The organism is Actinoplanes subglobosus, from assembly GCF_042650585.1.
Taxonomy (GTDB): Bacteria; Actinomycetota; Actinomycetes; order Mycobacteriales; family Micromonosporaceae; genus Actinoplanes; species Actinoplanes subglobosus.
In genome coordinates this window covers 555,353-582,301 of record NZ_JBHSBL010000015.1, presented here as the reverse complement: position 1 = coordinate 582,301, position 26,949 = coordinate 555,353, and the positions used below count along the sequence as shown (strand labels likewise).

Genomic DNA, 26,949 nt, shown 5'->3' with positions numbered 1-26,949 from the left:
ACGGCCGCTACTTCCGCTCCTTCACCGCCTCCAGCCTCGGCGGCACCTGGACCCCCCAGGCCGCCACCGAGAGCAACCCCTTCGCCGGCAAGGCCAACACCGGTGTCACCTGGACCAACGACATCAGCCACGGCGAGTTGATCCGCAGCAGTGCGGATCAGACCATGACCATCGACCCGTGCAACCTGCGGATGCTCTACCAGGGACGATCCCCGAGCTCGGGCGGCGACTACGGACTTCTGCCGTACCGCCCGGCCGTGCTGACTCTCCAGCGCTGATCCGCACGGGGAGCCGCTCCGGCCGAATCCTGACCCACCAGCCACCGTTCTCGGTGTCAGCCGGTCAGGATCGGCCGGAGACGGCGCGGTGATTACATGCTTACAGCGTTGCATCGTCTAAGGTGGACGGCATGACGGCCGAAGTACCCACGATGTACGAGTGGGCCGGCGGCGCCGAGGCGCTGGAGCGGCTCACCGAACGCTTCTATCAACTGGTCACCGCCGACGAGGTGGTCGGGCCGCTGTTCGCGCACATGGATCCGGGTCATCCCGCGCATGTCGCGATGTGGCTGGGCGAGGTGTTCGGTGGCCCGGCCCGCTACACCGCCGAGCGCGGTGGCTATCCGGCGATGCTGGGCCAACACCTCGGCAAGTCGATCACCGAGAGGCAGCGGCGCCGCTGGGTCGATCTGCTCGTCGACGCCGCCGACGACGTCGGGCTGCCCGACGATCCGGAGTTCCGGGCCGCTTTCATGGGCTACATCGAGTGGGGCACCCGGCTGGCGCTCTCCAACTCGCAGCCCGGGGCGACTCCGCCGCGTGAGGCTCCGGTGCCGCACTGGGGCTGGGGTGTCGCGCCGCCCTATCAGGGCTGATCGAGCAACGCCGGGTGGTCGGCGACCGGGCCGGGGGCGAGCAGTCCGCTCGGCGCCCCCGGCCCACGGATTGCGCGAACGCCCCTCACGTTCCGGCGCGGGGCGCGATAGTGAGGGTTCGAGCTCTGTACTCCACGTGCGTGAGGGGCCCTGGTCGTGGCGGCATCATTCGATGACCTGAGCGTCAGCATCAAGATCGTCACGGCGGTGGTCGCGGCCGTGGTCGTGGCGGTCGTCGTGGGTGTGTTCGGGCTGATGGAGCTACGCAACAGCAGCCAGGCGGCCGAATTGATCGTGAGCAGCAACGTGGCCAGCATCAAGGCGGTCGGCGAGCTCAAGACCGCCTTCTACCGGGCCCGGCTGTCGGCCGCGAACCAGGCGATCGCGCAGACCCCGGCGGAGATGAACGCCTACGCGAGCGAGTTCGACACGCGGGGCGAGGAGTTCACCGAGGCGATGGCCGCCTACCGGGCGAGCAATCCCGCGGCGTCGCCGACGACGATCGACGCCGTCCAGGCCGCCTGGGACTCGTATGCGACCGTCGCCAAGAACGAGCTGCTGCCGGCCGGCGGACGCAACGACTTCGCCGGCTGGGCCAGGATCCGCGACGAGAAGGTCACCCCGATCATGGAGTCGGTCGACGGCTACCTGGTCGAGCTGGACGCCTCGGAGACCGCCGACGCCGCACGCAACGGCGACGCGGCCCACGCCGGCTACGACAACGGGCGACGCGCCTCCATCATCATGATCATCGTGGGGGCGGTCCTGGCACTGACCCTCGGCGTCATGGTGGCCCGCCGGATCGTGCGGTCGCTCACCAGGGTCAAGGTCGTCTGCGAGGCGCTGGCCGAGGGCGACCTGACCCGTACCAGTGGCGTGACCTCGGCTGACGAACCCGGCCAGATGGCGCAGGCCCTCGACCGCGCGGTGGAGAACCTGCGCCGTACCGTGCAGACCATCGACGGGTCGGCGACGGCGCTGGCCAGTGCCGCGGAGCAGATGTCCAGCACCGCCCTGCAGATCGCCGGTTCCGCCGAGCAGGCGTCGACGCAGGCGATGACCGTGTCGGCGGCGGCCGAGGAGGTCTCCCGCAGTGTCGAGACGGTCTCGGCCGGCAGCGAGGAGATGGGCGCGTCGATCCGCGAGATCTCGCAGAACGCCGCCGAGGCCGCCCGCGTCGCGTCCGAGGCCGTCGACATCACCACCACCACGTCGGCGACGATGAGCAAACTCGGTGAGTCGTCGGCGGAGATCGGCAACGTCATCAAGGTGATCACGATGATCGCGGAGCAGACCAACCTGCTGGCCCTGAACGCCACCATCGAGGCGGCCCGGGCCGGCGACGCCGGCAAGGGGTTCGCCGTCGTCGCCTCCGAGGTCAAGGACCTCGCCCAGGAGACCGCCCGGGCCACCGAGGACATCTCCCGCCGCATCGAGACGATCCAGGCCGACACCACCGGCGCGGTCCTCGCGATCGAGGAGGTCTCCCAGGTCATCGCCCGGATCAGCGACTTCCAGACCACCATCGCGTCGGCGGTGGAGGAACAGACCGCGACGACCGCCGAGATGAACCGCAGCGTCGCCGAGGCCGCGGCCGGCACCGGTGAGATCGCCCAGAACATCACCCTGGTCGCCACCGCCGCCCAGAACACCAGCCAGGGCGTCGGTGACACCCGCCAGGCCACCGACGAGCTGGCCCGCATGTCCAGCGAGCTGAACGTGCTGGTCGGCAGCTTCCGCTACTGACCGGCTCCGGCGATCCGCTCGCGCGCCGCGATCACCTCGCCGACCATCGTCTCGTCGACTCGCATCTCGACGTCCTCGTCGCTGCCCGAGTAGTAGACGGATCGGCGCCGGCCCGTCGCGAACCGGTCCAGGTCCCCGAGCACCGGCCGGGCGTGGGCACCCATCATGATCAGGGCACGCAGCGCGGCGGGTCCGCGTACACCGCAGGTCAGGTATTGCGGCAGTTCCGCCACCAGTTGTGCGGCCGCGGCCGGTCCCTCGTGGAGCCATATCGCTCCAGCCACTTCGGCCTGTCCGAAACCCCGGACCCGGAACAGGCTCCGGGCCTGGCGGTGCTGGCGGACCGTGAGGCCGCCGTGCCCGGCCAGCCAGGTCAGCAGCTCCGCCGCGAGCCGCCCGTGTCGCAACTCCTCCGGCCGCCCGGCGAGATGATCCTCGGCCACCGAACGGTCCCCGGTGATCCGGAGCAGGGCGGACGTCGCACACTGGCTGGTGAAGCCACGGATCGACGGGACCGCTGCCTCGGCTGCCCGGCCGATCCGGCCGAGGACGAGGATCTCGTGGTCGGGCGTATCGTTCTCGGCGCCCTCGATGCGCGCGACCAGCTCCGGCAGAGCCGGGGCGGCGGCCGGGCCGAACGCGGACAGTACCCGCAACGCCAGGGTCGGCGACCCGGAGCCCGCACGACCGGACAGGATCTGCCGGGCCGCGGCGACCGGCGCCTCCGGGTCGGCCCCCGCGCGGGCGAGAGCGCGCAACGCCTCACCGAGGCGGGGCTCGTCACTGCCGGCGAGCATCAGATCGACCAGCCGCGGTACGGCCCGCCGGTCGCCGACACTGCCGAGGGCGGTGGCGACGGCCGGGTCGTCGAGCAGGGGCACCAGGTCGTCGGCGGCAAGCCGGGTCGCGGTCCGTGAGGCGGTCAGCGTCCGGCGGGCGTCGTCCCGGTCGAGCAGTCCGACGAGCACCGGCGTCAGACGGGCCGGCGCGGCTCGCCAGATCCGCATCGCGCGCCGGGCCAGCCGTACCCCCTCGGCATTGATCGTCGGATTCTCCGCGGGATCGGCGAGCCGTTGCGCCCAGGCGTGACAGTCCTCCTCCCGGTCGAGGCTGACCATCGCCCAGGCCCAGCGCTCCCCCGCCGTGATCCGCCCACCGGCGTCCAGGACACCGGCGCAAGCGTCGAGGTCGGCACGGACCTCGGCATCGAGGGCCGGCCAGGCGCCCGGGTCGTCGCTCGGGTAGGCCGCGAGAGTGGCCAGCACCCGGACCGCGGGGACGGGGTCGGAGCGCAGCCGCGCGGGAACATGGCGGTTCAGCGCATCGGCGAGGGCGATCCGGGTGTCCGGGTCCGTCGCGGCGTCCAGTGCGGCAAGGACCCGGCCGGGTGCGGCGGTCCTGCCCAGAAGACTCGCCGCGGTCTGCCGCACCCACGGATCCGGGTCGGTCAGGGCCGATTCCGCGGCGTCGGCCAGCAGCGGCCAGTCCCGGTGCCGGAAGCCGAGGGAGTCGAGCAGTGCGAAGAGTGTCCGCCGCACCGCCGGACGTGCGTCGCCGGTGTAGGTCAACAGCCGGCGGGTCGCCGGCCCGTCGCGATCGGCGTCGACGAAGTGATAGAGATGATCATGCGCGTCACTGCCGGGAACGAGAACGTCCCCCGTCGTCAGACCGCGCTCCAGCCATGCCCATCCGGTGGGCCGCGGGCCGGTCACTTGCTGAGGCGCACGGCGCCTTTCCGCTGAGTCATGCGCCGACCCTAACCGACGACGGGTGCCGGAGGCGAACCGCATATGCGCCGCGCCTCCGCGACGACGTCGGCGTCGATCTGCGCCGGCGTCCGGTCGCCGTACTCGATGACGTCGTACTGGTCGTCGAGGTCCGCGAGGCGCTCGACCAGCGGCAACCCGTGGCCGAAGAGCTGATGGACCCGGCGCGCCAGCTCGCGTGGCGTCAGCTCACCCGCCAGCGAGCGCCCGGCCAGTGCCCGCGCGACCGCCTCCCGGCCGCTGTCGGCGCCGAACGGGTGGAACGGCAGTCCCAGCTCGGCGAGCGCCACCGGAAGCAGGGCGGGCACGTCGTCGTCGGCCTCGGCCCGGGTGCGGGCGGCGAGCATCCGCAGGCCCGGGCTGTCGAGCCCGCCGACCAGCGCCGCGCAGGCCGCGTCGACGACCTCACCGGCACCGGCCTCGCCGATGCTCCAGAGGGCAGCGAGATCCGTCAGCTTGCGCGCTTCCGATTCGACCGGCATCGGCCAATGATCACGTACGGGCGCGCGGAGGTCGACCCGGTTTCCGCCCGGCTGGACCGGCCGTGCGGCCGGTCCAGCCGATGAAGGTGGTCGCCCGGAGGGTCACAACGTCGGGGTGACGGGGCGGATCGTGCCGTCGGTGTTGAATTCGAGACGGTCGATGGCGGTCTCCCGGTTGGTGCCGTCACCGGCCGGGACGGCGAACCGGTGGTAGGCGATGTACCAGGTGTCGGTGCCGGGGACCTGGACCACCGAGTGGTGACCGGTGCCCTTGATGCCCAGGTCGAGGCGCTTCTGCAGGATCACGCCACGGTTCGTCCACGGGCCCAGGGGCGAGGTGCCGGTGGCGTAGGCGACCCGGTAGTCCTCACTGCGCGTGTCGTTCTCCGACCACATCAGGTAGTAGACGCCGTTGCGTTTGATCACGAACGGCGCCTCGTTGTAGCCGGTCGGCGTGATCGTGCGTACCTGGGTGGTGTCGAACGATGTCATGTCGGTGTTGAGCCGCACCGCCCGGCACACGCCCTGCCCCCAGTACAGGTAGGACTGCCCGTCGGTGTCGGTGAACACCGCCGGGTCGATGGCCTGCCCGCCGGAGAACTGGCCACTCGTCACCAGCGGCCGGCCCAGCGCGTCCTTGAACGGTCCGGTCGGCGAGTCGGCCACCGCCACACCGAGCTGCTTGGCCGTGTTGCCGCTGGCCAGACCACCGGAGAAGTACAGGTAGTACTTGCCGTTGCGGGTGGCGACACCGGGCGCCCACGCCGAGTTGTCGGCCCACGACACGTCCGGACCGTGGTCGAGGATCACACCGTGGTCCGTCCAGTTCACCAGGTCGGTGGAGGAGAACGCCTTGTAGTAGGTGCCGCCCCAGCCGGCGTACCCGTCGGTGGTCGGATAGAGGTAGTAGCGCCCGTTGAAGTTGACGATCTGCGGGTCGGCGAACAGGCCGGGCAGCACCGGGTTCGCCGCCGTCCTCGGCGCCCACGGCGTGGCGAGGCGGAACGAACTGTCCGCCCGGAATGCCGCGGTGTCCTGGTAGGTGTCGAGGTAGAGCGCGAAGTCGCGGTGCCGGACCCGCCGGTCCGGATAGTTGTACGAGACGAGCGCGACGGATCCGCTGACCGATCCGTCGACGGCGCAGAAGGTGGCGTCCCCGCGGAACGTCGCGTCGCCGGTGTTGGTGTCCAGCCGCAGGCGGTAGTCGCGGTGCCGCAGGAACTGCCCGTTCTTCGCCTGGAACGAGTAGCACGACGGCGAGGCCAGCCCGTTGACCACGGCGAAGGTGGCATCGAGCTTGACCTGCGCGGTGCTGCTCGTGGTGACCGGGTCGATCCGGCCGAGGCTGTCGAGATGGCGCACGTACCGGCCGGGGTAGTTGACCGACTCCAGCGACCGGGCGCCGGTGGCCAGCGTGGCGGCCTGCGCGGGGGTTCCCGAGAGCACCACGACGAATCCCGTCATCAGTAGGGAGGCGGTGAGCACGGAGCGGGTGGACATAGGCGTTCCTCCTGGGCTGGGAGCCGACACCGAGGACGTTAACGATCACAGAATCGGAGTCAACGATTCGAACATGTTCGATCACAGGCGTTCGCCGGCCATGCTGTGATCGATAACAAGACCGACAACCGGTGTGACAGGGCGCGGCCCGGGGTGGGATCTTGGGCGGGTGATGGAGAACGCACGGCACGAGCTGGGACGGATGCGGGAGTCGCCGGAGGCGTGGCGGGAGTTGCGTTACGAGCAGACGACGGGTGCCGACGGCTACGACTGCGACCGCAACGCGACCCGCCGCGCGACGGTGCTGTGGGCGCTGCAGTACGACCGGCGGCCGGAGGATCTCGCGCTGGTCCGGTGGCTGGCCGAGCAGGAAGCCGTCTGCCGTCGCAAGGCGCCCTTCCAAGGCTTGACCGAGACCACCGAGCTGGCCGGTTTCCTCCTCGCCGAATACCGGCAGCCCGAGGATGTATGGCTGCAATTCACGATCAAACGCGCGAACTTCGACACGTGGTGCGGCTACGACCGCGAGTACCTCTTTGCCGCCGGCACCGACAAAACCCTCGATCTGGTACGGTCCAGCACTCACCCTTTCCGGGATGAGGTTCTGGAACTGTCCACGGTGTCAGACGACGACCTCCCTGATTGGGCCGCCGGCAAACGGTCGTTCTTCCCCGCGGACCCGTCCGACGAGGACCCGCTGACCTGGGTCGACCGCGCCGAGATGACCGGTGATCTGCGGCTGGCCCGCAGCCTGCTGGACGAGTGGGCAGCAGATCGGCCGAGGGACCGCGACACCCTGTCCGAGCTCCGTTACCGGCTCACCGGCCTGGGTGCGTTCGCCGAGGCGGCCGCCGTCCAGCGGGAACGCCTGGCCTTCGCCGAGTCCGCCTGGGACCGCGCGTCGGCCTGGCAGGACCTGGCCGCCTTGGAACGGCAGTCGGGCGACCACCTGGCGGCCTGGACGGCCCTGATCGAGTGCCGGCACGCGCTGCGCGACGTCGACGACTGGACCGAGGTGGGCCTCGGCCGCAACTACATCGAGGAACTCTTCGCCCTGGCCGCGGCCGCCGGTCCCCCGGTGTCGGCGGACGCCTTCGTCGAGGCGGAGCGGAACGCCCCGGACTTCCCCGACCTGCCCCTGGTGATCCTGCAAGCCGCCACCGCCGCGGCCACCAACGTGGGCGACCCGGCCCGCGCCGCCCACTACGCCGAACTGGCCGCCGCCGAACAACGCCGCATCGACGCCCTCTGAAAGGCAGGTTCGCCGGCCCTGATCTCAGCAGGTCAGCACCTTCCGGGCGGTGCTCGCCGCGGCCCAGGCGTCGGCCACCTCGGCCAGCGGCAGCGTCTCGTAGGTGACGGTGAGCCGACCGGCGGCGGCGTGGGCGGCAACCTCGCCGATCATGGTGGCCCGCTGTGCCGGCGACAGGGCGTTGTTGGTGTACCCGACGATCCGCAACGAGCCGCCGCGCAGCGTCGCCGAGTCGATCGGCGCTGTCGGCCCGGCAGACGAGCCGAGGTTGACCAGGGTCCCGCCCGGCCGCAGGACACGCAGCGCGGCCGCGGCAGGCTCACCGAACACCGGATCGACGACGAGGTCCGCGCGGTCCGTGCTCGTCACCGCCGTCGCGCCGAGACTCTCGGCACGCCGCAACGCCGCCTCGGACCGGGCCACGGCGATCACCCGTCGTGCCCCGCCGAGCAGTGCCAGCTGAATCGTCGCCTGCCCGACCACGCCTCCGGCTCCGAGCACCATCACGTCCCTGCCCGCGGGTCCGCCCCCGGCCTCCAGGGCGCCGAGCGCGGCCACCGCCGACAGCCCGAGAGCCGCGACCAGCACCGGCGGAGCGTCCGGGGGCAGCGGGACGACGTCACCGGAGGCGACCGCCACGACCGAGGCCATGCTCCCGTCGCCCGGCCGCATCCCGGCCGAGGTGGCGAACCACACGGGCGTACCGTCGCCGAGATGGCCGACCCCCTGCACACCGGGTACGTAGGGTGTCGCCGGCGCTCCGAAGTAGCTGGTCCCCGACGCACACAGCAGGTCGAGCGGCGTGATCGGCGCGGCCACGACGTCGACCAGCACGGACCCGTCGGCGGGAAGCGGGGCGGGCCGTTGTTCGAGGACGGGCGGCCGCCCGCATTCCCGCAGAACGGCGGCGGAGATCATGTCGCGATGTCCGGGTACGGCAGCGAGAACCCGGCCAGCGCCGCCCCGTACGCCTTCTGGTATTCGAGGGGTTCGGTGTTGTCCCGTTCGAACAGGGCGATGAACAGCGTCAACGTCAGGAACGGGTGGGCGCCCATCTCGAAGAGCTTCACGTGGTCGTGCCCGATCAGCGCCTCCCGCTCCTCCGCCGTGAACGCCAGCCACGTGCTGGCCTCGTCACCGTGGCAGTTGAGCAGCGAGTTCGCCATCGTCGACTCCCACCAGGTGACCAGCTCACGCGGGTCCGCCCGGTAGCGTTCGACGAGTTCCGGGTCACGGTCGACGGTGAAGAGGAACTTGTTCAGCAGGTACTTGCTCATGCCGGCGCACCCCCGGGGTACCAGGTGAAGTAGGCCTCCATCGTGTGGAACAGGTCGAACGTGTCGACGTAGTCGGCTTTCACACCGGCTCCGGCGACACCCATCATCAGCATGAAGTCCATGAAGCCGTGGGTGGCGTTCCCCGGCGCGTGCAGGCTGTCCAGGGTCACCTCCCGCAGGCACCCGTCGAGGTCACCGTTGGCGATCCAGCCGACCGCCTTCTCGTCGAACGCCGGGTCCGGCCCGTGCGGCCCGAACTGCCGCGGCCCACCGAGTTCGAGCGACAGATGACCGGTTCCGATCACCGCGACCCGCAGGTGCGACGGCCACTGCTCGATCATGGTCCGGAGCGCCTGGCCGAGTTGCACGAACCGGGTCGGCCGGGGCAGCGGCGGCGCGAAGATGTTCGTGTAGATCGGCACGATCGGCAGGTCCGCCTCGGGCCGCAGCGTGATGATCGGGCAGGTGATGCTGTGGTCGATGCGCAGCTCGTTGCTGAACGCGAGGTCGAATCCCTCGTCCAGCCCGGCCCGCAGGATGTGCGACGACAGGTCCTCCTGCCCCTGGAGCGTCATCCGCGGCAGGCCGAACTCGCGTTCCTCGTTGTACCAGTTCGCGTCGTACACGGGTGCTTTTCCGACCAGGAACTGCGGCATGTTGTCCAGCCACAACTGGTGAAAATGATCAGAGCCGACCATGACCAGGACGTCCGGGTTGGCGCGGGTCAGCGTCTCCCGGAAGGCGAGGATCTTGCGGGTCCACTCGTCGGCGAACGGCGGCCGGTCCTCCCCGGTCGAGGTGCTGGCCCGGTAGTAGAAGGGGTGATGCGTCGAGGCGATGACCGCGACGATGCTGGCCATGAAGATCCTCCCTATGCCTCGTAGACGGCATTACGGTCGACGGTCAGGTAAATCTGGTTGGCGATCGGGCGCCGCCGCTCCTCAGCGATCTGCCCGAGAAGACCCGCGGCGCGGGCCAGCAGCGCGAATCCGCGCAACATCTCGACGGGCAACCCCAGATCGGCGAGCGCGGCACCGCACACTCCCGCGCCGTTGAGCGGCAGCGTCCGGTTCAGGACCTGCGGGTGTACGCGTCCGATGGCTTCGAAGAGCCGCAGGTGAGGCCCGTAGAGCCCTTCCTCGGTGGCGATCCGGATGAGGACCGGCGTGCGCGGGTCGCCTTCCTTGTGCACCGGATGCCCGAGCCCCGGCACGAACCGTTTCTCCGCCTTGGCGCTGCGCACGGCCTCCAGCGCGATCGTGTCGAAGTCGTCCCCCGATGCGGCGGCGAGCGTCGCGGCCAGGAACTTCCCGCAGTCCTCGGTCACGCCGAGGAATCGCGAGCCACCACCGAGCAGTCCGGCCGCGAGGGCGCCCTGCAGGGAATCGGGCGCGGAGAGGTACGTGAGACGCGCCGCGATGGCGGTCGGGGTGAACCCGTGATCGGCGAGCGCGACGAGCACCGCCTCGAACAGCCGCACCTCCCCGGCGCTCGGCCGCCGCCCGGCGACCAGCCAGAACGCGAGCTCCCCGAACCCGACCCTCCCCATCAGGTCGGCCGCGAGATCCTGCCCGAGCAGCGAGATGCTGTCGGCGTCGGAGGTCCCGAGTCCGGTGGGGAACCTCAGTTCGTCAGCCATCGACGGATCTCCTCGCCGTGCTCGTCCAGTCCGGGCGGCGGTAGCTCGTACCGCGCGGGGGTCTGGGAAAACGTGATGGGGTTGCGGACGCCGGGCACACCGCCGACGGTGACCACCGGATTCAGGCCGAGCTCCTCGGCCAGGGCGACGCCGCCGTCGATGGTGTTGATCGGCGCGCACGGCACGCCGGCGGCCATCAGGTCGCGGAACCACTCGTCGCGGGTCCTCGTCAGGAGGCGTTCGACGAGGATCGGCCGCAATTCTTCCCGATTGGCCGTACGGTCCTGGTTGCGACCGAATCGTGGATCCTCCGGCAGGCCGTCGAGTCCGAGGACCTGGCACAGCTTGCGGAACTGCCCGTCGTTGCCGGCGATGACGATCAGCTCGCCGTCCTTCACGGGCAGCGGCTCGTAGGGAAAGAGGCTCGGGTGCGCGTTGCCCATCCGGTAGGGCACGGTGCCGCCGGCGACGTACCCGCTGGAGTGGTTGACCAGGCCGGACAGCGCCGAGCTGAGCAGGTTGACCTCGACGTGCTGGCCCTGCCCGGTATCAGCCCGGCGGTGCAGCGCCGCGAGGATGCCGATGCTCGCGTGCAGACCGGCCATCACGTCGAAGACCGAGATGCCGGCGCGGTAGGGCGAGCCGTCCGGATCCCCGGTGAGGCTCATCAGCCCGGAGATCGCCTGCACCATCAGGTCGTAACCGGGCATCGACGCGCCGGCCCCGGGCCCGAACCCGCTGATGCTGGCGTAGACGATCCGCTCGTTGGCCGCGGCGACGGTGTCGTAGTCGAGACCGAACCGGGCCAGGCCGCCGGGCCGCATGTTCTCGATCAGCACGTCCGCACGGCGGGCCAGTTCCTGGGCGGCGGCCCGGTCGCCGGGGTCCTTGAGGTCCAGCGCGATGGACCGCTTGTTGCGGTTGATGCCCAGGTAGTAGGTGGAGACGCCGTCGCGGACCGGTGGCATCCAGGTGCGGGTGTCGTCGCCGCCCGGCCCCTCCACCTTGATCACCTCGGCGCCGAGGTCGGCCAGGAGCATCGTCGCGTACGGCCCGGCCAGGATCCGGGAGAAGTCGGCGACGAGCAGGCCGTCCAGCGGGCCCTTGGGTTGCTGAGACATCAGTTACCGCCCGTTCTACGGACACTTGTCCGCTCGAACAGAGTCCTCGCTACCGAGCGTCCTGTCAACGACGTGGTCATCGCGTCGAAACAAAACCTTGACATCGCAAGTGACCCGGAACACGCTGGCCTGACCACGCTGACCGCCATGCGGACAGCAGTCCGAAAGGAGCGCAGATGAGCGTCGCACGACCGGTGATCTTCCGTAACGGACTGGTCCTGACCATGGACGACACCCACACGGTGCTGCCCGGCGCCGATGTGCTCGCCATCGACGGCCGGATCGCCGCCATCGGCCACCACCTGCCCGCCCCCGACGACGCCGAGGAGATCGACGCCTCCGGCGGCATCGTCATGCCCGGCATGGTCGACACGCACCGCCACATGTGGCAGACCGCCATGCGCGGCTACGGCGCCGACTGGACCCTCACCCAGTACTTCGTCTGGTACTACCTGGAGTCCGGGAGACACTTCCGGCCCGAGGACATCCACGCCGGCAACCTGCTCGGCGCCATCGAGGCCCTCGACGCCGGCGTCACCACCACCGTCGACTGGTCACACGGCCTGCAGACCCCGCAGCACGCCGACGCCGCGGTCGACGCCCTCGAAGCCGTGCCGGGACGATTCGTCCTCGCCTACGGCAACATCCAGCAGGGCCCGTGGGAGTGGTCGGCCTCCGACGGCTTCCGCGACTTCCACCGCCGCCGCATCGACGGCGGCCGGCTCGAAGGCTTCCAGCTGGCCTTCGACGTCACCGGCGACCCGTCGTTCCCCGAGAAGGCCGCCTTCGAGGTGGCCCGTGAGCTCGGCGTTCCGGTCACCACCCACGCCGGCGTGTGGGGCGCGACCAACGACGACGGCATCCGCCTGATGTACGAGAACGGCTTCATGACCCCCGGCACCGTGTACGTCCACGCGGCCACCCTCGGCGCCGACTCCTACCACCGGATCGCCGCCACCGGCGGATCGGTCAGCGTGTCCACCGAGAGCGAGCAGAGCGCCGGCCAGGGCTACCCGCCCACCTGGGCACTGCGCCGCTACGGCGTACCGGTGTCACTGTCGATGGACACCAGCGTCTGGTGGAGTGGCGACCTGTTCAGCGCCATGCGCACCACCCTCAGCGCCGACCGCTCCCGCGAGCACCTCGAAGCCCACGCCAAGCAGGAGACCGTCACCCACCACCACCTGCGGGCCGAACAGGTCGTCGACTGGGCCACCCGCGGCGGCGCCAAGGCCCTCGGCCTCGACTCGAAACTCGGCGCGCTCACCCCCGGCCGGCAGGCCGACATCGTGCTGATCAAGAACGAAGCGTCACCGGCGATGTTCCCGATCCTGCACCCCTACGGCCACGTCGCGTTCCAGGCCCAGCGCGGCGACGTGCACACCGTCGTGGTCGGTGGCCGGGTCGTCAAACGCGACGGCAAGCTGGTCGGCATGGACCTCGCGGCCGCCCGCGCCGAGGTCGGCGCCACCGTCGACCACCTGCGCGAGACCCTCGGCGAGGAGGCGTGGCGCAACGGCCAGAACCCGGACCTGCCGCAGGCCGAGCTCTTCGACAACCCGTACCAGTACACCGACTACACCGCCGGTTCACCGGAATGAAAGCATTCCGGGAATGACTGACACCGGAAGGGGCACGGGTCCCGACTTCATCGAGGCGCTCGCCCGCGGCCTCGACGTCCTGCGCACCTTCCGGCCCGGCGTCCCGTCGATGACACTCAGCGAGATCGCCGGCGTGACCGGTCTGGCCCGCCCGACGGTCCGGAGGATCCTGATCACCCTCGAAACCCTGGGGTACGTGCGGGGAGCCGGCCGTGGCTACGCGCTCACCCCCAGGGTGCTCGACCTCGGGATGGCCTACGTCAACTCGCTGAGCATGTGGGACGTGGCCCGGCCGCACATGGAGAAACTGGTCGCGCAGACCAACGAGTCGACGTCGATGGCGCAGCTCGACGGGTCCGACATCGTGTATGTGGCGCGGGTGGCCGTACCGAAGATCGTGACTTTGGCGGTGAACATCGGCACCCGCTTCCCCGCGGCCGCCACATCGATGGGCAAGGTCCTGCTGGCGGCCCTGCCGCCGGCGGCCGTGCCGGGCGTCCTCGCCGAGGCGTCGCGGTCCGGGATCGCCGCGCGCTGGCAGCCCGCCGAGGCCGAGCTGGAGGCCTCGTTGCGGGAGGTCCGCGCCAAGGGCTGGGCGCTGGCCGACCAGGATCTGGCGCCCGGCATCCGATCGGTGGCCACCGGCGTCCGCGACGGCCACGGCACGGTGATCGCGGCCGTCAATGTGACGGTTCACGCGGCCGAGACGTCGGTGGAGACGCTGCTCGACGAGCATCTGCCGAAACTGCTGCGGACGGCGGCCGACATCGGGCACGACTGGGCACTGACGGCTTCCATCCCGTCGGTGACGGCGTAGACTGCGGCGTCCTGTCGGTATCGGTACTTTCGGAGTTGCTGCACATGTCCGTCTACGGCACCCAGCGTCTGCGCGGACTGCGCATGATCGTCACCGGTGGCGGCACCGGCGGCCACACCTACCCCGCCCTGACCACGGTGAACGCTCTGCAGGACCGGCTCGCCCAGACCGGCGCGGCCCCCGAGCTGCTGTGGGTCGGTGTCGCCGAGGGCCTGGAAGCCAAGATCGCGGTGCGTAACGACATCCCGTTCAAGGCGGTCACCACCGGCAAGCTCCGCCGCTCGGTCAGCCCCCGCGATCTGGGCCGCAACCTCGTCGACGCGTTCCGCATCCCGCTCGGCATCGCGCAGGCCGCCTACACCGTGGCACGGACCCGGCCGGCCGTCGTCCTCAGCACCGGCGGTTTCGTGTCGGTGCCGATCGGGCTGGCCGCCGCCCTGTTCCGGGTGCCCTATCTGATGCACGAGCAGACGCTCAGTCTGGGGCTGGCCAACCGCATCCTGGCCCGGGTCGCCACCCGCATCCTGCTCAGCCACGAGGCCAGCCTCGAACATCTGCCGGCCAAGGCCCGCAGCCGCGCGGTCGTCACCGGCAACCCGATCCGGCCGGCCGTGCTGGCCGGTGACGCGGCGAAGGGGCTGGCCGCGTTCGGGCTCGACCCGGCCGTACCCCTCGTGCTGGTGACCGGTGGCGCGGCCGGCGCCCAGCAGATCAACCGGATGCTCACCGGCGCTCTGCCCGGCCTGCTGCCGCACTGCCAGATCGTGCACCAGTGCGGCAGCCTGAGCCTGACTGAGATGCAGCAGGTCGCCGCGGGTCTGCCGCCGCACCTGGCGCACCGCTACCACGTCCTCGACTTCATCCACGACGAGCTGCCCGACCTGCTTGCGGCGGCCGCCGTCGTGGTCGCCCGCAGCGGCGCCGGTACGGTCGCCGAGCTGACCGCCCTCGGCAAGGCGTGTGTCCTGGTCCCCTATCCGCACGCGGCCGGTGACGAGCAGCGCATCACCGCCCGTCACCTGTCCCGGCAGGACGCGGCGGTCATGCTCGACGGCGCCGAGGCCACGCCGGAGCACCTCTTCACCACGTTGTCGGCGCTGCTCGCCGACCCGCAGCGGCGGGCCGCACTGGCCCGCAACGCCGCCACCCACGGCAAGCCGGCCGCCGCCGACCAGGTGGTGACCGAGATCCTCACCGCGGCGGCCGCCGGCTTGTGACGGCGTAGTGCAATGTCCTGACGGGACTGGCCAAGGCACGCCGGATCGCGACCCGGGCACACCGGGGTCAGATCGTCGACGGTGACGGGCTCTTCACCGACCATCTGGACCGGGTCGCCCGGCACGTCGCGGCCACCGGTTGCGGTGGCGTGGCGGTGCAGGCGGCCTGGCTTCATGCGGTGCCGACGCGCCGGGTCACCGCCCTCGACCTCTTCCGCGCCGGGATCCCGCGTGCGGTCGTCCGGCTGGTCGAGACGTTGCGGCAGGGTCCCGCCGAGACGCTCGAGGAGTTCACCGAGCGGCTGCTGCAGGGCCGGGACGCGTCGTTGGTCAGATGGGCCGTGCTCACCGATCGCCGGCACACCGTCGACGAGTGGTTGCGGGGCCAGCACGTCCGGCTCCCCCTGGCCCCGCCCCGGCTCCGCTCGCCTGACCGCGCGTGCGTCGCGCCGGACGAACGGCGATCGTTCGTCGAGTGACCGTGCCCGCCCGCCTCTGAAATCCCCGCAGGTGGAGCCGGACCCGGGCCGCAGCGTGGGTCAGCCCACAGAAACCCCGGCCCGGCGATGCCTTGAAGACCATCGCCTGACAGAGCACTCCATCGAAAGCGCGAACCGGTCGACAGTCCGGCCAGTCGACGCCATTCCGTAGCGTCGGTGCCACCAGCGCGTCCGGGTCCGGCAACGGCTCCACCTCGTGGAATCCCTTGCGCACCTGCGCCTTGATCTTCCGCTCGTAGTGCGCGCGAGCATGGCTCTCATCGTTGAGCGTGACCGTCGTCGCCCCACCCCGGCGGGTGCCCTCGCGGCCCCAACTGATGAAGCAGCGGATGCCTGCTTGCCGGATCTGCCAGACTTCCCGAGCACCACTGTTCAGACGCTCGAATCGCCGCATTCGTCAGCCCCTCCGCCTGCGGCGACCGTATCAAAGTGGCCGAACCCCGGCGGGTCGCGGCAGAGTACGGCAGCAACGCCATCACCGAGTGGCCTCGGGTCAGCTGAGGAGGCGTTGCCTGCGGCGGTCGCGGTGCCGCAGCAGGTTGGCGACAGCCGCCCAGGCCGACAGCACCGCCACCGCGCCGATCATCAGAGCGTCCCGGCCGACGGTGTCCACCAGGTGCAGCGTCGCCCAGGACACGGCCCAGGTGACCAGTATGGCCGGGGTCAGGATCACGCTGGCCGCCACGGTCGCCGCGGCGATCTTCCGTAGGGGCTTCTCCAGCCAGCCGCCGACGGCGATCCCGAAGCCCCACGGCAGTGACCAGGTCAGGGCGACCTGACCGATGATCGTCAGTTCGGTCCCGGCGAGTGGGATCAGTACGGCCGGCAGCAGGACGGCTATCAGCACCCCCGCGACGAGCCACCTGAGCCGTTCCGGCCGCCACCGCATCGTCGGATGCCAGAGCAGCGCGACGGCAACCGAGCCGGCGACGGTCATCGCGATGACCAGCATCATCGTCAGCGGCAACACGAGGGCCAGCGCCTGCGTGTCGAAGCCGCTCGCACCCCAGGTGTTGAGCCAGTCCCGCGACGCCACGAACCCGCCACCCACCAGTTGCACCGCGCAGAGCAGCGTCACCACCCCGGCCGCACGCGCGTACCGCGGACTGATCAGCAGAATCACCGACGCCACGAGCACCCCGGAGAGCAGCGGCCAGAGAGCTGGGATCGTGTTCCACCCGAACAATTCGGTTCCCCGCACGACAAGCGCCGACGACCACAGCGCCGCCAGGAGAGCGGCCACCGCACACCCCAGGATCACGACACCGGCGGCGGCCACCGGTTTCCTCGCCAGCTCTCGTTCCACACCGGCACCAACGCCCGAGGACGGGTCTCGGTATCGTGGGCGCGACGATTCGGGGGGCTCGGTGCGGGATCTGCCGGTGGGGTATCACCTGGTTCGGAAGGACGCGGACGACGTGGAGCGCCTCTGGGCGCGGTGCGTGGGTGCCGAGGGGTTGTTCGTCGATCGGGCACCACTGCCACGCGAGGTGCTGGTCCTGCGGGGGTGCCGACCGGTCGGGCGGTTGCTGGAAGCGATCATCGCGCCGGAGTCGGCGGGCCGGGGGCTCGGCAGCGCGTGTGTCGAGGTGTCAGACGGTGACGAGCCGGTGCAGTGGTGGACTCTGGACGATGCCGTCGTCATCGCCGGCCGGGCCGATCCGGGCGACCCGGCGCGGTACGACATCGTTCTCGGTGCCGGGGTCGTCCCCGAAGGCGGGCGGTTGCCTGCCGATCCCCGGTTCGAATTCTTCATCGGGCTGGACTCGGAGGGGAGTCGGTGCGAGACGGTCGACGGGCTGTTCCGGTCGCGGCCGGAGCCGGTGGCCGTACCGATGGAGCTCATTGGTTGTGAATTCGCTGAGCCGCTGCCGCCGATCTCCGACCTCGATCAGGTCGAGGTCCTCGTGCTCGATCGGCACGGCACCGTCATGGCGAGCCACCACGTGGGCAACGAGGTCACGGTGACCCGGCCGTCCGTTCTCGGCGACGGGCTCGTGGACATCACCGTCCACCACGGGGGTGGCGACCGGCCGCCGGTGCGGGCCCGCCCGATCTGGGACCTCTGGTATCAGGGGCCGCCAGCCGAGGTGAATGGATGGGCGGCGTACGACACCGAGGGCCGCAAGGATTGGATGGAGCTCACCACCCGGGCCTGGCGGCTGCCGGCGGAACCGGATCGCACCGGGGGCGAGCATCACGTCGACGGCCGGTTCGTCACCGACAAACCCGGCCTGCACTGCGCGATCGCCGAGGCTCTCCTCGGGCCCGGGCGCTACTTCGGCCGGGAGTGGCAGGCCTTCCGGGACTGCTTGAACGGCGGGTTCGGGGTGGTGCCCCCGTTCACCCTGATCTGGCACGACGCCGGAGTCGCACGGCATGCGCTGGCCGACGTCGTCGAGGATCCGGAGGGATTGCTCCCCTACTTCGACGAGGTGGTCCAGCTGCTCGAACGGTTCGGTGTCACCGTCGTCCTGCGGGATTGACCCTCACACCGTGTGAGGGCCGAACCTCGGCGGCATGCATCCATACATCGGGTCCGGGCCCTACTGCTATGCCAACTCGCTGGCCATGATGCTCGGGGAGCACGCGCCGCCGCCGTCGGTCGTCGAGGTGCTCACCGGGTCGCCGTTCGGGTTCGAGCTGCTCGGTGGGCGGCTGCCGCTGTTCGATCCGTTCGGCTGGGATCCCGATCAAGGGCTTGACCAGGCGGTCCGCCTGCTGGGGTGGACCTGTCGGCGGGACGGGGCCGAGGATCACGAGGAGGCGCTCGGGCGGCTGCGGGCGGTGGGCGGGCCGGTTCTGGTGGGGCCCGTGGAGTTCGGGTTGCTGCGGCACATCCCGGGGATGACGGGGCCGATCCGGTCGGATCACTTCGTGGTCGTGCTGGAGGTCGACGGTGATGTGGTCCGGTTCCACGATCCGCACGGGTTCGCGTACGCGACTCTGCCTGTTCAAGATTTTCTGACGGCCTGGCGGGCCGACACGATCGGGTATCGGGGCCGGGCGTACACCATGCGAAGTGGTTTTGTCCGGGTTGAGGCTGTGACCAGCGAGGATGCGCTGCGCGCGGCTGTGCCCGGCGCGGTCGCCTGGCTGCGTGGCCGTGACCTGCCGGTGCCGGACGGCACGCTCGGTGGTGCGGACGGCCTGCACAGGCTGGCCGATCAGATCGACCACGGGCTGGAAGCGGCGGCCCGGGACCATCTGATCCATTTCGCGGTACGGGTCGGTGCGCGGCGCCTCACCGACGCGGCGACCGCGCTGACCGGTATCGGTCACGGCCGGGCGGCGGCGATCGCGACCGTTCAGGCGCGGCTGGTCGGCAGCCTGCAATACGACCTGGTCAACGGTGACGGCAAGGCCGCCGCCGGGACGCTGCGACGTCTCGCTCCGACATACCTGGAATTGGCTGACGCACTCGATTGAGACATCAGCCGGGGTGTTTCCACCGGCCCGGCCGTCGCCGCCCGAAGGCCGGCCGCGCGCTCACGTCGCGCGGCCGGCCGGGACGGTCAGGACTGGGGCAGGACCCGGGCGATCTTGATGGCCGAGGTCGACGTGCCCGCCGCGGGGTAGGCGACGCTACCGTCGGCGTAGGCCTTGAATGCCTGGTAGGAGTGATCCTTCACGGCGATGGTCAGTTTACTTCCGACCGCCTTGCCGGTGCCCGCGTCGTACACCTGCGCCGCGATCTGCGAACCCGACTGCCACGACAGCAGCATCCGGCCGGACCCGTAGGACGCCAGATGCGGATGCTGCGACCCGGCGCCGGTGCTGATCGTCGACGTCGACTTGCCGGTGGTGAACTTCTCCAGCCGCACCTTGCCGCCCTGGCTCCACGCCGTCCAGTAGCCCTTCGACTTGGCCAGCACCAGGTCGCCGCCGAACAGCGTGCCGTCACACGTTCCGGCCGCGACCGTGCGGTACGGGTTCGGCTGGGCGATCCGGCACGCGTTGTCGGTCGCGCACACCGCCACGAACCGTTTCGTCCGCGGATCCCACACCACCCGGGACGTCCACGCGTGACTGCACCCGACCTCGAACGCGTCCTTGTGCCCGGAGAGCAGCTTCCCGCTGGAGCTCACCACCTGCATCCGGTCACCCTCGTGGATGTCGACACAGTTGCCGTTCTTCACCGTGATCGCCACACCGAAGTACGCCGCCCAGTCCGACCCGTTGGTCGCCAGCCGGCCGTGGTGCTGGTACCACCAGATGAACCGGGCACCGTCGTCATACCCCGTCCGGCTACCGGTCAGGTTCGTGACCTGCCGTTCCCAGACCAGCTTGCCGTTCAGGTCGAACCGGACCATGTGCATCGTGTTGCACGGGCTGGAGGCCCCGCCGCACAGCGAACCACCGCCGCAGTCGCCTTTACGGGTCAGGAGGATGACTCCACCCTTGGCGTCGGCCTGCACGTCCTGCAGGTCGATACCCGTGAAGCTGGTGGGGGTACCGACCAGCTTGTCGTCGCACCCCAGTTTGCCGAGATACACCTTGCCGTTGGTCCCGAGCCAGGCCAGCCACGACCCGCCGTCGGGACGGGCGGCGATCGCCATCGGCAGGTTCTCGGTGTCACCCTCACCGCCGTAACCGACCACCTTCGACGGCAGCGACACCTGCGTCACCTTGACCACCGGGGAGGCGGAGACCTTGCGCGCACAGCCACCCGCGGTGGTGGCCGCCGCCGCGGAGGCGGATGCCGTCGTGCTGGGCGCGGGGGCGCTCGGCTGCCCGGACGCCCCGGCGGGCGCGGACCCCGCGGAACCGGCGGAGGCTCCGGGGGCGGCGGGCACCGACGACCCGGCCGCGACCTGCTGACCGGGCACCGGGTCGTCGGCTGCGTCCCCGGACGTCGCCGAGCAGGCGGCCAGGCTGACCACCGCAACAGCCGCCGCGAGCATCGTCCTGGATGCCCGCCACCGTCCCGCGAATCGTTTCATCGTGTTCTCCTGAGATCCGGACGTCCTGACGACGGGTATGGCGGGCCGGCCACCGACGGCATAACAGGTTTCCCGAAAAGAATTCGCGGCGACGAGGCAGGAGCGGCCGAGGGCGGCGGCCGGGCAGCGGGCCCGGCGGAACGGGAAGGCTCCTCGTAACAGGATTTCGGGGAGACATTCGTCAACGCCGCCGGGAGCGCGGATGGCGGTACCCTGCCCACGCCATGACCATCACTGATCAGATCCAGACCGACGTCGTCGTCGCCGCCCGCTCCGGTGACCGGAAGGCGATCAACGCGCTCGTCACCGACCACCTGCCGCTGGTCTACAACTTCGTCGGCCGCATGCTGGGCCGCCACGCGGATGTCGACGACGTGGTCCAGGAGACGATGCTGCGCGCGGTCCGGGATCTGCCGGCACTGCGTGAGCCGTCCCGATTCCGGCCGTGGCTCATGGCGATCGCCCGCCACCAGGTCACGGAGCGTCACCGGTCGCGGCACACGGCGATGAGCCGGACGGCACCGTTCGACGAGGAACTGCACGAGCCGGACCCGGGGACGGACTTCGCGGCGGTGACGGCGCTGCGACTCGACGTGTCCGCGCAGCGTCGCCAGACCGCCGAGGCCACCCTCTGGCTGGACGACGATCACCGCGAGACGCTCGCCCTGTGGTGGCTGGAGGCGGCCGGTGCGCTCACGCGCGCGGAGGTCGCCGAGTCCATGGAACTTTCGGTGGCGCACGCCGGCGTCCGGATTCAGCGGATGCGCGAACAGCTCGAGGTCGCCCGTACCATCGTGGTCGCTCTAGCCGCCCCCGCCCGCTGCCCGGACCTGACCGAGGCGCTCGCCGGCTGGGACGACGTGCCCGGCGCCCTGTGGCGCAAACGCATCGCCCGCCACCTGAGGGAATGCGACGTCTGCGGTGGAGCCGCGAAGGCGTTGATCCCCACCGAGCGGTTACTGGCGAGCGCCGCCCTGATCGCCGTCCCGATCGACCTGAAGTCCCGGATCACCGCGCTGAGCAAGACGGGCGCGATGGGTAAGACGGTCACGGTGGGTAAGGCCGGGAAGCTGGTCGCGGCTGGTTCCGCGGTCGTCACGCTGGCGGTGGCGCTGCTGGTGTTCGTCGACCGCGACCCACAGGAGACGCCGCCGGCAGTCGTGGCCGCGCCGACATCCGCCGCGGCGGCACCCAGCCCGACACCGACGCCGTCACCCTCCGCGACCGTCGCCAAGGGCGCGATCACCACGACGACGATCAGTCTGCCGGTCCCGTTCGCCTATCGGATCGGTGGATACAGCGGGAAGCAGCACAGCCGGCGTACGCCGTTCGCGGTCGCGCCGAACGGCACCGCATGGCTCGCGTGGCTGGCCGCTGACGGCAAGAACGTGCACGTCACGCCGCTCGGCAAGGATTTCGGACGGAGCGGTGACGACGTCGTGGTGCCCGGCCGGGAAGCGAGCGGCCTGATCGCCCACGACGACGGTTTCGCCCTGCTGACCCGGCGCGCCGACCCGAACGGCAACACGTTCGGTGACAGCGCCGCCTATCTGATCCGTTACCGCGAGGGGAAGCAGGCGTGGTCGTCGCTGCTGACCGACGCCAGTACGTCGACGCCGATGCTGGTCGGGGACCTGGCGTGGAACGGGACGGTCTACGGCGCCTACTTCGCCGTCCGTGACGAGTCGGGGCACTTCGGCGACCGTCTCACCTACCGTAGTGCCGCCGGGCAGTCCGTGGCGGGCGGCTGGACCTGGGGTTGCAGCCACAACACCGGCATCGCGCTGGCCGCCGAGAAGAGGCCGCCGTTCGCGTCGGTGTGCGCCAACGACTGGAAGGACGGCCTGTTCCTCAACACCGGCATCGGCTTCCCCCGGCCCGGCGCAGACCGCCTCGACCACGCCGAATGCGTCGCCGGATACTGCGCCGAACCGTTCGGCGGCGACGGGGGCAGTTACAGCAACCTCGTTCGTTTCAGTGACGGACGGTATCTGCTCGCCTGGCAGTCGCGCGGCTGGTCCAAGGCCTCCCCCGACCCGGCCGACGACTACGGATATCTGGTCACCGCCCGCTGGAAGAACCACAACGTCGCCGTGACCGCTCTCGACGACAAGGACTCGGCGGCCGTGACCCTGACGACCGACCCATCGACGCGCGCGATCCGCTACCTCACCAACACGTCCGCTTATGATCACGTGAACGTGCGGATCGGCCGCTATGGGAAGAACGCGTTCGCCGTCTGGGATCAGGTCGACGTCACCGGATGCAGCGCGGGTGTCTGCGACGGCCGCTACACCGGCACCTACGGCCAGGTTCTCACCGCCGCCGGCGCACCGGCCGGGAAGGCCCGCAAACTCGGCGTCCAGGTCGGCGGCGACCTGGTCCCCCTCGCCGATGGCTCGCTGGCCTGGCCGTTCGTCGACAAGGCCCCCGACTACCGCAGCCGCGGCAAGGCGTCCCCGACGACGAAGACGATCACCATGGTGGTCATGAAAGGCTAGGGAATGCTATGACCGCAACTGGTCACGCCGGCGCGTGAGATACGCGGTCTCGGCGGTGTTGCCCGCCAGCGCGATCGCCCGATCGTAGGCTTCCCGCGCCTGTCCGCTACGGCCCATTCGGCGCAGCAGGTCGGCACGTGTCGCGTGGAAGGCGTGATAGCCATCGAGCCGCTCGTCGAGCCGGTCGACGGCGACCAGCGCCACCTCGGGACCGTCGAGTTCGGCCACCGCGACGGCCCGGTTCAGCGCGACGATCGGTGACGGATCGATCCGGACGAGCTGATCGTAGAGCGCCACGATCTGTGACCAGTCGGTGTCCCGGACGTCCCGCGCCGACGTGTGCACGGCGTTGATCGCGGCGAGGATCTGATATCGCCCGGGCGCCACCCCGGAGGCGATCCGGTCCCGCACGAGCCGGTGTCCCTCGGCGATGAGCCCGGTGTCCCACGCCCCGCGATCCTGCTCGCTCAGCGACACCAGCTCACCGCTCGCCGACACACGGGCTGCCCGGCGTGATTCGGTGAGCAGCATCAACGCGAGGAGTCCGGCCACCTCACCGTCGTCCGGCAGCAGGCCACGGATCAGCCGGGTCAGCCGGACGGCTTCGGCGGTCAGCTCCGTCCGCACCGGATCGGTGTCGGGTCCGGAAGCGAGATAGCCCTCGTTGAAGACCAGGAACAGCACGGCCAGCACCCCGCCCAGCCGGCCCGGGAGGTCCTCGGCCGACGGCACCCGGTACGGGATCCGCGCCGCCTTGATCTTGGCTTTGGCCCGGGTGATGCGCTGACCCATGGTGGCCTCCTGCACCAGGAAGGCCCGCGCGATCTCCGGCATGCTCAATCCACCGACCATCCGCAGCGTCAACGCGACCCGCGCCTCCATGGCGAGCGCCGGGTGGCAGCAGGTGAAGATCAGTCGCAGTCGTTCGTCGTCGATGGCGCCGACGGGTTCGGGGCGGTCCTCGTCGTACGAGATCTGGGCCTCCCTCTGTTTGTCGTCGCGTTTGCTCTCCCGCCGGATCCGGTCGATGGCCTTGCGGTTCGCCGTGGTGGTCAGCCAGGCGCCCGGCCCGGGCGGCACACCGTCGACCGGCCATCGTTCGACAGCGGTGGCGAACGCCTCGGCCGCAGCCTCCTCGGCCACGTCGAGGTCACCGAATCGCCTGGTCAGACCCGCGACGATGCGGGCCCATTCGGCGCGGTGGGCCCGGGTGACCGCCTCGTGGACATCGCTCACAGGAAGGGCCGCACCTCGACCCGCCGGTTGCAGGCCCTCGACCCGTCGGCGGCCAGTCGCAGTGCCACGTCGAGGTCGGGCGCCTCGAACACCCAGAACCCGGCGAGGAACTCCTTCGTCTCGACGAACGGTCCGTCGGTGAAGACCGGTTCGGCGCCCCGCCCGTCGATGACCGTGGCCGTCCCCGGGTGGGCGAGGCCTCCGGCGAACACCCAGTGCCCGTCGGCCCGCACCCGTTCGTTGAAGGCGTCGATCGCGACCATCTCACTCTCCGTGCCGGAATTGCTCTTGTCGTCGATGACCGAAACCAGGTATCGCATACCCATCTCCCGTCTGTCACCTCTGCTACGAACGCCGCGACCTCGATCCGACACCGCCGGCGGGATTTCCGGCCCGACGTTGCGGGTACCGGTTACCCCGTGACCCCGTTGGATGAAGAGACGATCGCGTACGCCCATCGCATGTTCGACCTGGCCCGGTTCGGCCACACGCCCGAGCTGATCGCCAACGTCACCGCCGGTCTGCCGGCGAACCTGACGAACGACCGGGGCGACACCCTGCTGATCCTGGCCGCGTACCACGACCACCCGGACACCGTCGACGCCCTGCTCACGAACGGCGCCGACCCGAACCGGGTGAACGACCGGGGCCAGACCGCCCTGTCGGCGGCGGTGTTCCGGCAGAACCCGGTGACCGTGATGACGCTGCTGGCGGCCGGCGCCGACCCGGACGGCGGCACCCCGTCCGCGCTGGCCACCGCCGACTACTTCCGGCTCCCGGAGATGGCCGCCCTCCTGCGCTAGCTGTTGTGGGGCCGGCGGGCCACCACGAGCAGGTGGGTGCCGGGCCAGTCGAGCGGGGTGCCGTCGACGTCGGTCAGGGAGGCGACCGGGGCGATCCGGTTGTCGATGATCCAGTCGTTGCGGATCGGGGTGGACGCCGGGTCGAGGGTGAAACCGACCTCGGTGAGCAGGTCGGACCACTCGGCGAAGGACAGGCCGCAGAACTGCTCGCGGGTCTCGGACAGCCAGTTGTCGACGTAGTCCTTGCGGGTCAGGAAGTCCATGGCGGCGCCGAGCTCCAGCCGGACGGTGTCGTCGCCGACGGCCTCGAAGGTGAACGGGAACGCGAAATCGGCCGCGAACTGGTCCAGCCGGGCCCGGGTGGACAGGCCCGCGACGTACCGCCTGATCCGCTGCGAGTCGAGAGTGTCGAGATCACGCCGCGGTTCGGCGGGGTTGTCGCCGTCGTCGGTGGCCAGCCGCAGCAGCACCGTCCGGCGGCGGTCCTCGGGCCCGCAGACGTCGCTGTTGATCCACACGCCGCCGGGTGCGGTGTGGTCGAAGATGCGGCCGGCGAACTGGAGCAGCGACTCGCGCTGCCGGCCGTACGACCAGATCTCGTGGGTGAGCGCGAAGGTGAGCGTGGTGTCCACCGAGCGGTCCGCGAAGATCGCGCCACCGAGGACGTTGCGGTGGTAGAAGTACACGTTGGCGTTGCGGAACACGCCCTGTGCCTTCTTGTGGACGCACTCGGAGTACAGGTGGCGGGCCACCTCGACGCCGATCAGGTCGCTCTCGTGCAGGCCGGGTTCGCGGTCGGCGAGTTCCAGGACCGCTCCCGCGCCGCAGCCGATGTCGACGATCCGGCCGGGCCGGACGTGCCGGCGGACGGCGGTCCACTTGCGCTCGGCGGCGTCGGCGAAAGCTTCGACGTACGTCCGGTAGTCGCGGGTCGCGGTGAGTCCGCCCTCGTCGCCGACGAGCGGGTCGTTGACGACGGTACGGACCGTGTCGGCGAGCCGGTACCGCTCGTAGACGTCGATGGTCGCGGGGTGGGCGAGTTTGCGCCACGTGTCGTCGCCGGCGGCCAGCCGGAGCAGGACGTCCCACGGGCGCTCCGGTGCCGTACGCAACTCGGGGTCCGCCTCGACCAGCGCGATCGGGAAGCCGATCCGCTCGTAGAGTTTCGCCACCTCCGGCGTCGAACAGGCGACGACGGTGCCGGCCGGGGTGAGGTCGATGCCGGTGGCCACCGCGATGCTCTTGAGCGTGACCTCGGCGAACGCGTCCGTGGGCGCGGTGTCGAAGACCGGCACGACCAGTGACCGCAGGCCGCTGACCAGGCTGAACCGCTCGATGGCGGCTTCCCGACGGTGGTACGGGACGGGGTTGCGGCGGGTGTTCTCGTGGTTGGCCGACGTCACCGCCCACACGATGGTGGCCCCGCTGCCGGCGGCGAGCCGGTGAAGGTACTCGGCCTGGAACGTGGTCAGCAGGTGGTGGCGGCCGGGAAACAGCACGAAGTCGATGTGGATCACCCCATGGCTCGGACGATCTCGGAGCATACCGGTCTGCCGGGCGCCGCGCGGTGGAAGTGCGGCACTGATCGTAACTTCCGATAATTATCGGTAGCCGTGAGTTATTCCTGTCCCGCTACTTCCGCGTCGGGTGACGTCTTGACATCCACGTTTGCCG

25 protein-coding genes and 1 pseudogene are annotated in these 26,949 nt (G+C 70.5%); 12 read left to right on the top strand and 14 right to left on the bottom strand.

The features are described from left to right. The 3 genes from ACFO0C_RS17325 to ACFO0C_RS17315 all read left to right on the top strand — a co-directional run. Positions 1-278, top strand: a 278-nt coding sequence (locus ACFO0C_RS17325; RefSeq protein ID WP_378067664.1) for a non-reducing end alpha-L-arabinofuranosidase family hydrolase, incomplete at its 5' end; no start/stop codon positions are given. Positions 279-409: 131 nt separating this feature from the next. Beyond that, on the top strand, positions 410-874 hold the full coding sequence (locus tag ACFO0C_RS17320; protein ID WP_378067663.1) for a group II truncated hemoglobin: 465 nt from the start codon (positions 410-412) through the stop codon (positions 872-874). 156 nt (positions 875-1,030) lie between these two features. Beyond that, positions 1,031-2,620 (top strand): methyl-accepting chemotaxis protein, encoded by a 1,590-nt coding sequence (locus ACFO0C_RS17315; RefSeq protein WP_378067662.1) that lies wholly within the window; start codon positions 1,031-1,033, stop codon positions 2,618-2,620. Here ACFO0C_RS17315 and ACFO0C_RS17310 read toward each other — a convergent pair. From ACFO0C_RS17310 to ACFO0C_RS17300, 3 genes are all read right to left on the bottom strand, one after another. Continuing rightward, positions 2,614-4,332 (bottom strand): hypothetical protein, encoded by a 1,719-nt coding sequence (locus tag ACFO0C_RS17310; protein WP_378067661.1) that lies wholly within the window; start codon positions 4,330-4,332, stop codon positions 2,614-2,616. The genes ACFO0C_RS17315 and ACFO0C_RS17310 overlap by 7 nt on opposite strands. A 44-nt stretch (positions 4,333-4,376) precedes the next feature. Then, entirely contained in the window at positions 4,377-4,868 is a 492-nt protein-coding gene (locus ACFO0C_RS17305) for a hypothetical protein (protein WP_378067660.1), read from the bottom strand. Between the two features lie 102 nt (positions 4,869-4,970). Further along, a complete protein-coding gene (locus tag ACFO0C_RS17300) occupies positions 4,971-6,368 on the bottom strand; it encodes a family 43 glycosylhydrolase (RefSeq protein ID WP_378067659.1) in 1,398 nt (465 codons plus the stop codon). Positions 6,369-6,540: 172 nt separating this feature from the next. Here ACFO0C_RS17300 and ACFO0C_RS17295 point away from each other — a divergent pair, with 172 nt between their 5' ends. Next, positions 6,541-7,620 carry a hypothetical protein gene (locus tag ACFO0C_RS17295; RefSeq protein ID WP_378067675.1) on the top strand — a complete coding sequence of 360 codons (1,080 nt, stop codon included), beginning with the start codon at positions 6,541-6,543 and terminating at the stop codon, positions 7,618-7,620. 24 nt (positions 7,621-7,644) lie between these two features. On the opposite strand, the gene ACFO0C_RS17290 is transcribed toward ACFO0C_RS17295, so the two are convergent. Genes ACFO0C_RS17290 through ACFO0C_RS17270 form a run of 5 tightly spaced genes read right to left on the bottom strand, consistent with a single transcriptional unit; the run spans position 7,645 to position 11,657 of the window. Further along, positions 7,645-8,538 carry a quinone oxidoreductase family protein gene (locus ACFO0C_RS17290; RefSeq protein WP_378067658.1) on the bottom strand — a complete coding sequence of 298 codons (894 nt, stop codon included), beginning with the start codon at positions 8,536-8,538 and terminating at the stop codon, positions 7,645-7,647. Continuing rightward, positions 8,535-8,897: a hypothetical protein gene (locus tag ACFO0C_RS17285; protein ID WP_378067657.1), complete on the bottom strand. Its 363-nt coding sequence runs from the start codon at positions 8,895-8,897 to the stop codon at positions 8,535-8,537. The genes ACFO0C_RS17290 and ACFO0C_RS17285 overlap by 4 nt, the downstream gene beginning before the upstream one ends. Further along, complete coding sequence (locus tag ACFO0C_RS17280) at positions 8,894-9,757, bottom strand: DODA-type extradiol aromatic ring-opening family dioxygenase (RefSeq protein ID WP_378067656.1); 864 nt, start codon at positions 9,755-9,757, stop codon at positions 8,894-8,896. The genes ACFO0C_RS17285 and ACFO0C_RS17280 overlap by 4 nt, the downstream gene beginning before the upstream one ends. Before the next feature lie 11 nt (positions 9,758-9,768). Further along, complete coding sequence (locus ACFO0C_RS17275) at positions 9,769-10,536, bottom strand: citryl-CoA lyase (RefSeq protein ID WP_378067655.1); 768 nt, start codon at positions 10,534-10,536, stop codon at positions 9,769-9,771. Beyond that, positions 10,521-11,657: a CaiB/BaiF CoA transferase family protein gene (locus ACFO0C_RS17270; protein WP_378067654.1), complete on the bottom strand. Its 1,137-nt coding sequence runs from the start codon at positions 11,655-11,657 to the stop codon at positions 10,521-10,523. The genes ACFO0C_RS17275 and ACFO0C_RS17270 overlap by 16 nt, the downstream gene beginning before the upstream one ends. Before the next feature lie 176 nt (positions 11,658-11,833). On the opposite strand from ACFO0C_RS17270, the gene ACFO0C_RS17265 reads away from it, so the two are divergent. The 4 genes from ACFO0C_RS17265 to ACFO0C_RS17250 all read left to right on the top strand — a co-directional run bounded on the left by ACFO0C_RS17265 (position 11,834) and on the right by ACFO0C_RS17250 (position 15,771). Then, positions 11,834-13,258, top strand: a complete 1,425-nt coding sequence (locus tag ACFO0C_RS17265) for an amidohydrolase family protein (protein WP_378067653.1) — start codon at positions 11,834-11,836, stop codon at positions 13,256-13,258. A 13-nt stretch (positions 13,259-13,271) separates the two neighbouring features. Then, positions 13,272-14,075: an IclR family transcriptional regulator domain-containing protein gene (locus ACFO0C_RS17260; RefSeq protein ID WP_378067652.1), complete on the top strand. Its 804-nt coding sequence runs from the start codon at positions 13,272-13,274 to the stop codon at positions 14,073-14,075. A gap of 44 nt (positions 14,076-14,119) precedes the next feature. Then, on the top strand, positions 14,120-15,292 hold the full coding sequence (locus ACFO0C_RS17255; RefSeq protein ID WP_378067651.1) for a UDP-N-acetylglucosamine--N-acetylmuramyl-(pentapeptide) pyrophosphoryl-undecaprenol N-acetylglucosamine transferase: 1,173 nt from the start codon (positions 14,120-14,122) through the stop codon (positions 15,290-15,292). A 179-nt stretch (positions 15,293-15,471) separates the two neighbouring features. Further along, positions 15,472-15,771, top strand: a complete 300-nt coding sequence (locus ACFO0C_RS17250; RefSeq protein WP_378067676.1) for a hypothetical protein — start codon at positions 15,472-15,474, stop codon at positions 15,769-15,771. A 223-nt stretch (positions 15,772-15,994) separates the two neighbouring features. On the opposite strand, the pseudogene ACFO0C_RS17245 reads toward ACFO0C_RS17250, so the two are convergent. Together ACFO0C_RS17245 and ACFO0C_RS17240 are read right to left on the bottom strand one after the other, a co-directional pair. Beyond that, positions 15,995-16,186, bottom strand: a pseudogene (locus ACFO0C_RS17245) (WGR domain-containing protein); the annotation flags it as partial. A gap of 99 nt (positions 16,187-16,285) precedes the next feature. Next, on the bottom strand, positions 16,286-17,098 hold the full coding sequence (locus ACFO0C_RS17240) for a hypothetical protein (RefSeq protein WP_378067650.1): 813 nt from the start codon (positions 17,096-17,098) through the stop codon (positions 16,286-16,288). 76 nt (positions 17,099-17,174) lie between these two features. Here ACFO0C_RS17240 and ACFO0C_RS17235 point away from each other — a divergent pair, with 76 nt between their 5' ends. Next, positions 17,175-18,278, top strand: a complete 1,104-nt coding sequence (locus ACFO0C_RS17235; RefSeq protein ID WP_378067649.1) for a barstar family protein — start codon at positions 17,175-17,177, stop codon at positions 18,276-18,278. 34 nt (positions 18,279-18,312) lie between these two features. Beyond that, positions 18,313-19,221 carry a hypothetical protein gene (locus tag ACFO0C_RS17230; RefSeq protein ID WP_378067648.1) on the top strand — a complete coding sequence of 303 codons (909 nt, stop codon included), beginning with the start codon at positions 18,313-18,315 and terminating at the stop codon, positions 19,219-19,221. An 86-nt stretch (positions 19,222-19,307) separates the two neighbouring features. Here ACFO0C_RS17230 and ACFO0C_RS17225 read toward each other — a convergent pair whose 3' ends face one another. Further along, the gene (locus ACFO0C_RS17225) at positions 19,308-20,735 is read right to left on the bottom strand and encodes a hypothetical protein (protein WP_378067647.1); all 1,428 of its coding nucleotides are present in this window, start codon (positions 20,733-20,735) and stop codon (positions 19,308-19,310) included. Positions 20,736-20,959: 224 nt separating this feature from the next. Between ACFO0C_RS17225 and ACFO0C_RS17220 the strand changes: the two genes are divergently transcribed. Next, a complete protein-coding gene (locus ACFO0C_RS17220; RefSeq protein ID WP_378067646.1) occupies positions 20,960-23,236 on the top strand; it encodes an RNA polymerase sigma factor in 2,277 nt (758 codons plus the stop codon). Positions 23,237-23,242: 6 nt separating this feature from the next. Here the strand turns inward: ACFO0C_RS17220 and ACFO0C_RS17215 are convergent, their stop codons facing one another. Together ACFO0C_RS17215 and ACFO0C_RS17210 are read right to left on the bottom strand one after the other, a co-directional pair. Further along, entirely contained in the window at positions 23,243-24,472 is a 1,230-nt protein-coding gene (locus ACFO0C_RS17215; RefSeq protein ID WP_378067645.1) for an RNA polymerase sigma factor, read from the bottom strand. Beyond that, positions 24,469-24,792 (bottom strand): YciI family protein, encoded by a 324-nt coding sequence (locus ACFO0C_RS17210; protein ID WP_378067644.1) that lies wholly within the window; start codon positions 24,790-24,792, stop codon positions 24,469-24,471. The genes ACFO0C_RS17215 and ACFO0C_RS17210 overlap by 4 nt, the downstream gene beginning before the upstream one ends. A gap of 99 nt (positions 24,793-24,891) precedes the next feature. On the opposite strand from ACFO0C_RS17210, the gene ACFO0C_RS17205 reads away from it, so the two are divergent. Further along, the gene (locus ACFO0C_RS17205) at positions 24,892-25,275 is read left to right on the top strand and encodes an ankyrin repeat domain-containing protein (RefSeq protein WP_378067643.1); all 384 of its coding nucleotides are present in this window, start codon (positions 24,892-24,894) and stop codon (positions 25,273-25,275) included. Here the strand turns inward: ACFO0C_RS17205 and ACFO0C_RS17200 are convergent. Further along, positions 25,272-26,819 carry a class I SAM-dependent methyltransferase gene (locus tag ACFO0C_RS17200; protein WP_378067642.1) on the bottom strand — a complete coding sequence of 516 codons (1,548 nt, stop codon included), beginning with the start codon at positions 26,817-26,819 and terminating at the stop codon, positions 25,272-25,274. The two genes, ACFO0C_RS17205 and ACFO0C_RS17200, sit on opposite strands and share 4 nt — an antisense overlap. Positions 26,820-26,949: the final 130 nt, after the last annotated feature.

Coding starts and splice junctions, on each gene's coding strand:
- ACFO0C_RS17320 (WP_378067663.1), top strand. CDS start 410: ATGACGGCCGAAGTACCCACGATGTACGAGTGGGCCGGCGGCGCCGAG.
- ACFO0C_RS17305 (WP_378067660.1), bottom strand. CDS start 4,868: ATGCCGGTCGAATCGGAAGCGCGCAAGCTGACGGATCTCGCTGCCCTC.
- ACFO0C_RS17300 (WP_378067659.1), bottom strand. CDS start 6,368: ATGTCCACCCGCTCCGTGCTCACCGCCTCCCTACTGATGACGGGATTC.
- ACFO0C_RS17295 (WP_378067675.1), top strand. CDS start 6,541: ATGGAGAACGCACGGCACGAGCTGGGACGGATGCGGGAGTCGCCGGAG.
- ACFO0C_RS17290 (WP_378067658.1), bottom strand. CDS start 8,538: ATGATCTCCGCCGCCGTTCTGCGGGAATGCGGGCGGCCGCCCGTCCTC.
- ACFO0C_RS17285 (WP_378067657.1), bottom strand. CDS start 8,897: ATGAGCAAGTACCTGCTGAACAAGTTCCTCTTCACCGTCGACCGTGAC.
- ACFO0C_RS17280 (WP_378067656.1), bottom strand. CDS start 9,757: ATGGCCAGCATCGTCGCGGTCATCGCCTCGACGCATCACCCCTTCTAC.
- ACFO0C_RS17275 (WP_378067655.1), bottom strand. CDS start 10,536: ATGGCTGACGAACTGAGGTTCCCCACCGGACTCGGGACCTCCGACGCC.
- ACFO0C_RS17270 (WP_378067654.1), bottom strand. CDS start 11,657: ATGTCTCAGCAACCCAAGGGCCCGCTGGACGGCCTGCTCGTCGCCGAC.
- ACFO0C_RS17265 (WP_378067653.1), top strand. CDS start 11,834: ATGAGCGTCGCACGACCGGTGATCTTCCGTAACGGACTGGTCCTGACC.
- ACFO0C_RS17260 (WP_378067652.1), top strand. CDS start 13,272: ATGACTGACACCGGAAGGGGCACGGGTCCCGACTTCATCGAGGCGCTC.
- ACFO0C_RS17255 (WP_378067651.1), top strand. CDS start 14,120: ATGTCCGTCTACGGCACCCAGCGTCTGCGCGGACTGCGCATGATCGTC.
- ACFO0C_RS17230 (WP_378067648.1), top strand. CDS start 18,313: ATGCATCCATACATCGGGTCCGGGCCCTACTGCTATGCCAACTCGCTG.
- ACFO0C_RS17225 (WP_378067647.1), bottom strand. CDS start 20,735: ATGAAACGATTCGCGGGACGGTGGCGGGCATCCAGGACGATGCTCGCG.
- ACFO0C_RS17220 (WP_378067646.1), top strand. CDS start 20,960: ATGACCATCACTGATCAGATCCAGACCGACGTCGTCGTCGCCGCCCGC.
- ACFO0C_RS17210 (WP_378067644.1), bottom strand. CDS start 24,792: ATGCGATACCTGGTTTCGGTCATCGACGACAAGAGCAATTCCGGCACG.
- ACFO0C_RS17200 (WP_378067642.1), bottom strand. CDS start 26,819: ATGCTCCGAGATCGTCCGAGCCATGGGGTGATCCACATCGACTTCGTG.